The organism is Pseudomonas sp. PME37.24/025, assembly GCF_055556615.1.
The window spans coordinates 345,741-355,308 of the sequence record NZ_JBVHNK010000006.1; the positions used below are offsets into that span (position 1 = coordinate 345,741).

10 protein-coding genes and 1 tRNA gene are annotated in these 9,568 nt (G+C 58.8%); 8 read left to right on the forward strand and 3 right to left on the reverse strand.

Going from position 1 to position 9,568, the window contains the following annotated elements; genetic code table 11:
- Positions 1–54: 54 nt before the first annotated feature.
- Positions 55–1,488, reverse strand: a complete 1,434-nt coding sequence (locus ACZ3HH_RS13755) for a M48 family metalloprotease (RefSeq protein WP_048394060.1) — start codon at positions 1,486–1,488, stop codon at positions 55–57.
- 98 nt (positions 1,489–1,586) lie between these two features.
- Between ACZ3HH_RS13755 and ACZ3HH_RS13760 the strand changes: the two genes are divergently transcribed.
- Both ACZ3HH_RS13760 and ACZ3HH_RS13765 read left to right on the forward strand, forming a co-directional pair.
- Complete coding sequence (locus tag ACZ3HH_RS13760) at positions 1,587–1,826, forward strand: sulfurtransferase TusA family protein (protein WP_007898654.1); 240 nt, start codon at positions 1,587–1,589, stop codon at positions 1,824–1,826.
- A gap of 31 nt (positions 1,827–1,857) precedes the next feature.
- The gene (locus tag ACZ3HH_RS13765; RefSeq protein WP_465805336.1) at positions 1,858–2,928 is read left to right on the forward strand and encodes an AI-2E family transporter; all 1,071 of its coding nucleotides are present in this window, start codon (positions 1,858–1,860) and stop codon (positions 2,926–2,928) included.
- A 126-nt stretch (positions 2,929–3,054) separates the two neighbouring features.
- On the opposite strand, the gene ACZ3HH_RS13770 is transcribed toward ACZ3HH_RS13765, so the two are convergent.
- Both ACZ3HH_RS13770 and ACZ3HH_RS13775 read right to left on the reverse strand, forming a co-directional pair.
- Positions 3,055–3,528 (reverse strand): peroxiredoxin, encoded by a 474-nt coding sequence (locus ACZ3HH_RS13770; protein WP_465805338.1) that lies wholly within the window; start codon positions 3,526–3,528, stop codon positions 3,055–3,057.
- A 10-nt stretch (positions 3,529–3,538) separates the two neighbouring features.
- Positions 3,539–4,099, reverse strand: a complete 561-nt coding sequence (locus tag ACZ3HH_RS13775) for a glycine cleavage system transcriptional repressor (protein WP_465805340.1) — start codon at positions 4,097–4,099, stop codon at positions 3,539–3,541.
- Positions 4,100–4,425: 326 nt separating this feature from the next.
- Here ACZ3HH_RS13775 and dapA point away from each other — a divergent pair, with 326 nt between their 5' ends.
- The 6 genes from dapA to ACZ3HH_RS13805 form a co-directional block, all read left to right on the forward strand.
- Entirely contained in the window at positions 4,426–5,304 is an 879-nt protein-coding gene (gene dapA, locus ACZ3HH_RS13780; RefSeq protein ID WP_465805342.1) for a 4-hydroxy-tetrahydrodipicolinate synthase, read from the forward strand.
- A 17-nt stretch (positions 5,305–5,321) separates the two neighbouring features.
- On the forward strand, positions 5,322–6,437 hold the full coding sequence (gene bamC / locus ACZ3HH_RS13785) for an outer membrane protein assembly factor BamC (RefSeq protein ID WP_465805344.1): 1,116 nt from the start codon (positions 5,322–5,324) through the stop codon (positions 6,435–6,437).
- A 4-nt stretch (positions 6,438–6,441) separates the two neighbouring features.
- Complete coding sequence (locus tag ACZ3HH_RS13790; RefSeq protein WP_038979338.1) at positions 6,442–7,200, forward strand: MBL fold metallo-hydrolase; 759 nt, start codon at positions 6,442–6,444, stop codon at positions 7,198–7,200.
- A gap of 28 nt (positions 7,201–7,228) precedes the next feature.
- A complete protein-coding gene (gene purC / locus ACZ3HH_RS13795) occupies positions 7,229–7,942 on the forward strand; it encodes a phosphoribosylaminoimidazolesuccinocarboxamide synthase (RefSeq protein WP_008034929.1) in 714 nt (237 codons plus the stop codon).
- 83 nt (positions 7,943–8,025) lie between these two features.
- Positions 8,026–8,115, forward strand: a tRNA-Ser gene (locus ACZ3HH_RS13800).
- 518 nt (positions 8,116–8,633) lie between these two features.
- Positions 8,634–9,568: ShlB/FhaC/HecB family hemolysin secretion/activation protein (locus ACZ3HH_RS13805; protein ID WP_465805347.1), on the forward strand; the 935-nt coding region annotated here is incomplete at its 3' end.

Genomic DNA, 9,568 nt, shown 5'->3' on the forward strand with positions numbered 1-9,568 from the left:
GAGGCGGTTTTTTTGTACCTGGATTTTTTGTTTCTGAGCTTTTTTCTAAAGCCGTCAGCCCATCATGTCCTTGACCATGCGTTCCTGCTCCATCAACTCACGTTGCCGTGCGTCGATGCGCGATGACAGCGGGAAGTTGCTGCCAGCCTTGCGCTTGGCGAAGTCCAGTTGCTGGATTGCCTGGCGATAGTCGCCGACCAGCGCAAAGTACTCCGCGCGAGCCTGATGCAGACCGATGATATTGCCCGACAGGCCGCGAGTCTCGGCCACCATGTACCAGACGTCCGGATCATCGGGGCGGCTCTTGAGCAGATTCTCCAGCGCTTTTTCCGCGTCGGCCGCTCGATTCTGCTTGAGCAGCAGATCGACACGCACCTGATTCAGCGGGTAGTTGCCGGGGTATTGAGTGAGCATCCGGTCGACCCGTGATTGAGCATCGGGCAGACGATTATTGGTGATGTCGAGATCGACCTGGGCCAGGTTGTAGATGATCTCGTTCGGTGATTTGGCCAACAGCAGCTTGAGGTTTTCCCGAGCCTCATTCAGCTGGCCGCCCTTGATCTGGGCGATCGCCAAGCCATAGCGCGCGACGTCGTTTTTCGGGTTCTCATCGAGTTGGGCCCGGAAGCGCTTGGCGCCCAGGCCAGGGGTTTCTTCATAGATCAGCTGCACGCGCGCCCGAATCAGTTGGTAACGCATGCTGTCTTCGATACCGCCCGGCTTGGCCTGTTCGGCGCGGTTGCGGGTGTCGGCGATCCGCGACTCGGTTACTGGGTGAGTCAGCAGGAACTCTGGTGGCTTGGCGTCGAAGCGGTACTGGCGCATCAGTCGTTCGAACATGGTCGGCATCGAGCGCGGATCGTAACCGGCCTTTTCCAGATTCATGATGCCGATACGGTCGGCTTCCTGTTCGTTCTGACGCGAAAAACGTCGTTGTTCCTGAATCGCCGCCGCCTGAGTACCGGCAATGGCCGCGATCCCGGCATCGCCTGCACCGGCCGCGGCAATCACGATGCCAGCCAGCAGAGCAGCCATCATGGGCACTTGCATGCGTTGCGACGCTTCGACACCGCGGGCGAAGTGACGCTGCGACAAGTGAGCCAGTTCGTGGGCCAGTACCGAGGCATATTCGCCCTCGGTCTGGGCATTGAGGAACAAGCCACCATTGACGCCGACGATCCCGCCTGGCGCAGCAAAAGCGTTCAGCTGCGGGCTGTTGATCAGGATGAATTCCAGGCGCCGGTCATTGACCTGGCTGGTCTCCACCAGCCGGTAGACGCTGGATTCGACGTAATCCTTGAGTTGCGGATCGTTGAGCTGCGACACCTGGCTGCGCAACAGCGCCAGCCACGCACGACCCAGTTGGTGTTCCTGTTGCGGCGAGACGATGGCAGAACTGGCATCACCGAGTGACGGCAAGTCGTCGGCGAAGCCCGGTGAGGCGAGCAGGCAAGCGAGCGTCAGCAGGGTAGGGCGCAAAAAAGTCATGCACAAAGCCTTAGTCGACAAAGACCTTACTGTAGCCGGACACTACGCTTGGGACCAGATATTCTAAGCAGCTTAACCCCCTGCCCCGGAGTGATTCGATGACTGATGCTGTAACTCACGACGCCGAACTGGACGCCAGCGGTCTGAATTGTCCGTTGCCGTTGCTGAAGGCCAAACTGGAACTCAACCGACTGGCCAGCGGTGCGGTACTCAAGGTAATCGCTACCGATGCAGGTTCCCAGCGCGACTTTCGCACCTTTGCCCGATTGGCCGGTCATACGCTGCTTCGTGAAGAAGATGAGGCGGGCGTTTACCGCTATTGGTTGAAAAAAGCCTGAAACCTGCTGCGTTCGTTTCTAAGGATTATTGATGTTCAAGGTGTTACGCGACTGGATTCAGCGCTACTTCTCGGATGAAGAGGCCGTGGTGCTGGCGGTGCTGCTGTTTCTGGCATTTACCGCGGTGCTCACCCTGGGTGGAATGCTCGCGCCGGTACTGGCCGGTATGGTGCTGGCATATCTGATGCAGGGGCTGGTAGTGGCCCTCGAGCGCCTTCGTGTGCCCGGTGGTGTGGCGGTGGGGCTGGTCTTCGCGTTGTTCATGGGACTGTTGCTGGTATTTATCATCATCGTGGTACCACTGCTCTGGCACCAATTGATCACGTTGTTCAACGAATTGCCCGGCATGCTCGCCAAGTGGCAGTCACTGCTGTTGTTGCTGCCCGAGCGCTATCCGCACCTGGTATCGGACGAGCAAGTGCTGCAGGCGATCGAAGTGGCGCGGGGCGAGATCGGCAAGTTCGGTCAGTGGGCGCTGACATTCTCGCTGTCGAGTCTGCCGCTGCTGGTGAACATCATGATCTACCTGGTGCTGGTGCCGATCCTGGTGTTCTTCTTTCTCAAGGACCGGGAGATGATCGGCCAGTGGGTGCGCGGTTATCTGCCGCGCGAGCGGGCGCTGATCACCCGGGTCGCCCAGGAAATGAATCGGCAGATAGCCAATTACATTCGCGGCAAGGTCATCGAAATCTTCATTTGCGGTGGCGTGACTTACATTGCGTTCGTGGCGCTGGGGCTCAACTATTCGGCGCTGCTGGCGTTGCTGGTGGGTGTTTCGGTGGTGGTGCCTTACGTCGGGGCGGTGGTGGTGACCGTGCCAGTGCTGCTGATTGCGCTGTTCCAGTGGGGCTGGAGCGATCAGTTCATCTATTTGATGGCGGTCTACGGGATTATCCAGACACTGGACGGCAATGTGCTGGTGCCGCTGCTGTTCTCGGAAGCGGTCAACCTGCATCCGGTGGCGATCATTTGCGCGGTGCTGTTGTTTGGCGGGTTGTGGGGTTTTTGGGGCGTGTTCTTTGCCATTCCCTTGGCGACGCTGTTCAAGGCCGTACTGGATGCCTGGCCGCGCAAAGAGCCGATGGTAGCGCCGCTGCTTTAATGGTCAGTGCTGGTTATGTGGTGAGGCTGATGGCCTCATCCCGAGCAGGCTCGGTCCCACAAGGTTTGCGCAAATCCTGTGGGGGCGAGCCTGCTCGCGATGGCGTCCGAACGGGCACTAGATGAATCAGGCTTTATTGAGGGCCTGAGCAGCAGCCAAAACCGCATCCACATGCCCCGGCACCTTCACGCCGCGCCATTCCTGACGCAGCACACCCTCCTTGTCGATCAGGAATGTGCTGCGATCAACGCCCATATATTCCTTGCCATACAGCTTCTTCAGCTTGATCACGTCGAACAGCTGGCAAAGCGCTTCTTCCTTGTCACTGATCAGCTCGAAGGTAAACGCCTGCTTGGCCTTGAAGTTTTCATGGGATTTGAGGCTGTCGCGAGACACGCCGAAGACTTCGGTGTTGGCGGTTTTAAAGGCTTCAAGCTGATCACGAAAACCCTGACCCTGGGTGGTGCAGCCCGGCGTGCTGTCCTTCGGATAGAAGTAAATCACCACTTGCTTGCCTTTGAGGCCCGCGAGGCTGACGGATTGCCCGCTGGTGGCGGGTGCTTCGAAGTCGGCAACCGGTTGGTCGATGGCTACGGCCATGAAAGCTTCCTTACATTGGGTTTTGTGGGCGCCACGGTTCAATCAGTGCGTCCAGGTTCATGGCGTCGGCAAAATCCAGGAACTGGTCACGCAACCAACTGATCTGGGTGCCCGCGGGCAAGGTCACGGTGAACGTGGCATTGAGCATGGTGCCGCCGGTCTGCGGGGCCTGATAGGTGTCGCAGGTCAGATTTTCCAGCTCGACGTTGTGATCCATGAAGAACTGGCACAGCTCGTTGATGATGTCCGGGCGGTAGGCCGAGCTGACGTAGGCAACATACGGCAGGGCTTGGGGGCGGTTCTCCAGGGCAGCGCTGCGGACCACGTTAACGGTGAAGGTGTGCCGTTTGGCCAGCACTGGCAGGCTGCCTTCGAGGCGCGCCAGGGCGTCCCAACTGCCCGAAATTTCAAGGATCAACGCACTGCATTCGCCGTGGCGCGTCAGGCGAGAGGTGACCACGGCGCAGCGGTTTTCATGGCTGGCGCGGCACAGGACGTTAGTCAGCTCCATGGGGTTGGCGCCGAGGGCACTGATGACAAGGAATTGTTCGCGAACTGTGGGGGTGGACATGCAGCATTCCTAAAGCGATGAGCGGTCGATACCTTTATGGGCTTTTTTTACCGGGACGAGCCTGCGGATGCGAATTCAGAAAACCCGGCCGAAGGTTGCAACATGCTCCAGTATGGCAGGAGCGAGGGGTGGCAACGCTGGATCGGGGCTTGTGATGCCGAAAATGGAGGCTGGAACACGGCGTACGAGCTTATCAGTACCGATCAAAGTCTGAAGGGTAGCGAAAAGCAGCGCCAAGGGGAATGGCGGCAGCGCAGTACTTCGCTTGTACAAGCATCTTGGCGCCAGTACCATTACCGCTCTCTTTTTCCGGCAGGAGCGGTTGCATGATTGCGGGCAGTATGGTGGCACTGGTCACACCCATGGATGCACAGGGTCGTCTCGACTGGGACAGCCTGAGCAAACTGGTGGACTTCCACCTGCAAGAGGGCACCAACGCCATCGTGGCGGTCGGCACTACAGGTGAGTCGGCCACGCTTGACGTGAACGAGCACATTGAAGTGATTCGTCGCGTGGTTGCCCAGGTTGCAGGGCGTATTCCGGTGATCGCCGGTACGGGCGCCAATTCGACGCGCGAAGCGATCGAACTGACAACCAACGCGAAGAACGCCGGCGCCGACGCGTGCCTGCTGGTAACCCCTTATTACAACAAGCCGACGCAAGAAGGCCTGTACTTGCACTTCAAGGCCATCGCCGAAGCCGTCGACATCCCGCAGATTCTCTATAATGTGCCGGGCCGTACCGCGTGCGACATGCAGGCCGAGACGGTGATCCGCCTGTCGACCGTGAAGAACATCATCGGCATCAAGGAAGCCACGGGTGACCTGCAGCGCGCCAAAGACATCCTGGCCGGCGTGAGCAGCGACTTCCTGGTTTATTCGGGCGACGACGCGACCGCAGTCGAGCTGATGCTGCTCGGCGGCAAGGGCAATATTTCGGTGACCGCGAACGTTGCTCCGCGCGCCATGAGCGACCTGTGCGCCGCGGCCATGGCCGGCGATGTTGTCAAAGCCCGGGCGATCCACGAAAAGCTGATGCCGCTCAATAAAACCCTGTTTATCGAATCCAACCCTATCCCCGTGAAATGGGCTCTGCATGAAATGGGCTTGATGCCGGACGGTATCCGTCTGCCGCTCACCTGGCTCAGTGCTGCCTGTCACGAACCGCTGCGGCAGGCCATGCGCCAGTCCGGCGTCCTGGTTTAATTGAGGAAGTACTACGCATGAAGCGAATGGCCGGACTTTCCGCACTTGCCTTGATTATCTCCAGCACCAGTGGCTGCGGATGGATCTGGGGCCCGGAAGGTTACTTCCGTGACCGTGGTAGCGATTACCTGGAAGCGCAACAGACTGCACCGATGCAACTGCCACCGGACGTGAGCACCGCCAAGCGTCTGGATCCGCTGTTGCCGATCCCGCGCAACGTGGCCGATGACACCGCCAAGGGCGAATACATCGTGCCTCGTCCGCAGCCGCTGTCGGCAGTGGCTGATGCCAGCGACTACACCCTGCAGAAGAGCGGCGATTCGCGTTGGGTCATGGCCCAGCACCCACCGGCCGAAGTCTGGCCCGTGGCCGTGCAGTTCTTCCAGGACAACGGTTTCCGTCTGGACGAGCAACGCCCGCAAACCGGTGAATTCACCACCACTTGGCAGCATTCCGACGAACTGTCCGCAGCAATGGCCAAGCGTCTGAGCGCGGCCGGTGTCGGCGCCGACAGTGAAAGCCGTGTGCGGGTGCGTATCGAGCCGGGTGTGCAGCGCAACACCAGTGAAGTCTACGTGGTCAGCGCCGAGCGTCCTGCCGGCAGCACCGCCAATGTGGATTTCACCAATCGTTCGGTCAACACCGGCCTGGACGCAGCACTGGTCGACGACATGCTCGCAAGCATGAGCCGCACCTCGGAGAAGGGCGGTTCGGTCTCCATGCTGGCCTCTCGTGATTTCGATACGCCAAGTCGTGTCAGCCTGACCGAAGATGGCAGCGGCAACCCGGTGCTCAACGTCGGTTCCGATCTGGATCGTGCCTGGTCAAGCGTCGGTCGTGCGCTGGAGCAAGGCGAATGGCGTGTTGAAGACATTAACCGCAGCCTGGGCCTGTACTACATCAACCTCGCCGAAAAAGCCGAGAAGAAAGACGAGAAGCCTGGTTTCTTCAGCAGCCTGTTCGGCAGCGCGCCGAGCAAGGAAGAAGTTGAAGCCCGCGCCGAGCGTTATCAGGTTCGCCTGAGCAAGGTTGGCGAGAACGTACAAGTCACCGTTGAGAAAAACATCAACACCGTGGCGCCAGCAGAAGTGGCGCGTAAGGTGTTGAGCGTGATTCAGGACAACCTGGGCTGATCACATGCGTTTTGCCGTTCTCGGCAGCGGTAGCCAAGGGAACGGCACGCTGATAGCCAGCGATGACACGTATGTACTGGTGGATTGTGGTTTCTCCCTGCGGGAAACCGAAAAACGCCTGCTGCGACTGGGTGTGAACCCTTCGCAGTTGAGCGCGATACTCGTGACCCACGAACATGCCGACCACGTGCATGGCGTGGGTTTGCTGTCTCGGCGTTACAATCTGCCTGTCTACCTCAGTCGCGGGACCCTGCGCGGGATGCGCAAACCGATTGAACCCGCAGGCTTTCTGGCTGGCGGCGAGCAACTGCAAATCGGCAACCTGAGCATCGGCGTCATTGCCGTGGCGCATGATGCGCAGGAGCCGACGCAGTATGTCTTCAGCGACGGTCAGCGGCGTTTCGGCCTGTTGACCGACCTGGGCTCGTATTGCAACACGGTGCTGGACGGCTACCGGGACCTCGATGCATTGATGATCGAGTCCAACCATTGCCGTGACATGCTGGCTCGCGGTCATTACCCGTACTTTCTCAAGCAGCGGGTGGGCGGTGAATTGGGACATTTGAACAACCATCAGGCGGCATTCCTGGTGGCCGAGTTGGGCTGGCAGGGCCTGCAACACCTGGTCCTGGCCCATCTGAGCAGCAAGAACAACCTGCCGCAGCTGGCCCGGCAATGTTTTGTCGACACCCTCGGGTGCGACCCGGACTGGCTGCAACTGGCCGATCAAGATTCAGGGCTCGACTGGCGACACATCGCCTAGCCCACCTACTTAGCAAGCGGAGCCCATCATGGAAAAACGTGAAGAACTCTACCGCGGCAAAGCCAAATCGGTTTTCAAGACCGACGACGCTGACCGCTTGATCCTGCTGTTTCGCAACGACACTTCGGCGTTCGACGGCAAGCGCATCGAGCAGCTCGACCGCAAAGGCATGGTGAACAACAAGTTCAACGCCTTCATCATGCAGAAACTCGAAGCAGCCGGCGTGCCGACTCAATTCGACAAACTGCTGGGCGACAACGAATGCCTGGTGAAGAAACTCGACATGATCCCGGTCGAGTGCGTCGTGCGTAACTATGCCGCCGGCAGCCTGGTCAAGCGCCTGGGCGTCGAAGAAGGCATGAAGCTCAACCCTTACACCTTCGAACTGTTCCTGAAGGACGACGCCAAGGGCGACCCGTTCATCAACGAATCCCACGTCGTGGCATTCGGTTGGGGCACCGCCGAGCAACTGGTTCGCATGAAAGAACTGTCGCTCAAGGTCAACGAAGTCCTGAGCAAACTGTTCGACGACGCTGGCCTGCTGCTGGTCGACTTCAAACTGGAATTCGGCGTTTTCTCCGACGGCTCCATCGTCCTGGGCGACGAGTTCAGCCCGGACGGCTGCCGTCTGTGGGACAAGGCCACCGGCAAGAAAATGGACAAGGACCGCTTCCGTCAGGGCCTCGGTGACGTCATCGAAGCCTACGAAGAAGTCGCCAACCGTCTGGGCGTACCGCTGTAATCGACGCAAGCATCTGATAGCACGGAAAAATTTCGCTTAGGGGGTTCGCTTCCGGCAAAAGTGTTGTTATGATGCGCGCCGTTGGAGAGATGCCAGAGTGGCCGAATGGGACGGATTCGAAATCCGTTGTACCTTCACCGGTACCTAGGGTTCGAATCCCTATCTCTCCGCCATACATAGAAAAGCCCCGTAACTCAATGAGTTACGGGGCTTTTTGTTTTCCGGTTGTACTACTCGATTGTACTACTCAAGCCATGCTGTTTTGAGGCGATACGGCACTGTTGGCATGAGCAAATCAGGTACAGAAAGGCCCGCTTGATGGCGGGCTCTTGGGTATTCGTGTACGACCGTGATCGCAGCAGAACCTTCTTGCGTTTTGAAATCATCCCTTCTACATCCCTGCCACCAATTCAAATGTCACGCCTGGAGCGGTAGCTCAGCCGCCGTGAAAAGATCTGCCTTGTTCAGTCTAAAAAGTCGTTTCTGTCGTAATTTCAGACGCGTCCTGTGAGATACGTCTCTTTTTTTAGTAAGAAAGTTTCCGCTCTCTTGAACCGAAAACGATATGCGGGGTCTGGTGTGCGCGTAGTTTTTGCGCATCAGCAACGTGAGTGTTTTGTGGGAGTAAGCCGGTATATGGCTATTCGTCCGCTCGCGAGCTTGCTGTCATTTCCGTATCGAGGGATCGAACATGTTCTCACCCGCCCATTGGGCGAGGTTGTGCCTGGCTTTGCTGTGCCTCTCTCCGCTAACGCTCGCTTATGCTGCGCCAACCCCCGGTGACACGGACCTGATCCGTGAGCGTCAGGACCGCCTGCTCGAAGAACAGCGCCGACGTCTTGAGGAGCTCAAGGACCTGCCCGGCAAGGAGGCGAAGCCTACCCAGCCGACGGCCCCTACCGACAGCCGTTGCTTCCCGATCAAGACCATCGAGCTCAAGGGCGCCGATGCCCTGTCCGAGGGCGAGCGTCAACGCCTGCTCAAGCCCTTTCTCAACCAGTGCCTGGGCGTGCCGCAGCTTAACCAGTTGCTCAAGGTCATCACCAACCACTATCTCGAAAAAGGCCTGGTCACCAGCCGCGCTTATCTACCGCAGCAGGATTTGTCCGGCGGGCATTTGAGTGTGCTGGTAGTGGAAGGGCGACTCGAAGGCTTGAAAGGCGCCGAAAACAGCAAACTGTCGGACCGCGAGTTGGCGATGGCGTTTCCCGGTAAGGCCGGCGACTTGGTCAACCTGCGGGAGATCGAACAGATGGTCGATCAACTGAACCGTTTGCCATCCAACGATGCGCAAATGGAACTGACACCAGGGCAGAACATCGGTGGCAGCGAAGTGCTGGTCAAAAACACCCCGCAGAAACCCTGGCGCGTCGGCCTGTCGCGGCATAACGATGGGCAGAAAAGCACCGGCGAGCAGCAATGGGGAACCGCCTTGGACTGGGACAGCCCTTTGGGCCTGGCTGACCAACTGGCCTTGCGCGGCGGCCACGATGCCATCAGCGACCATCAGAAAACCTCGCGCAATGGCATGCTCTATTACAACCTACCGTTTGGCTGGTGGAACCTGAGCTACACCTACAGCCAGAGCGAGTACCGGGCGCTGGGCCAGGCCAACGGCTTCAATTT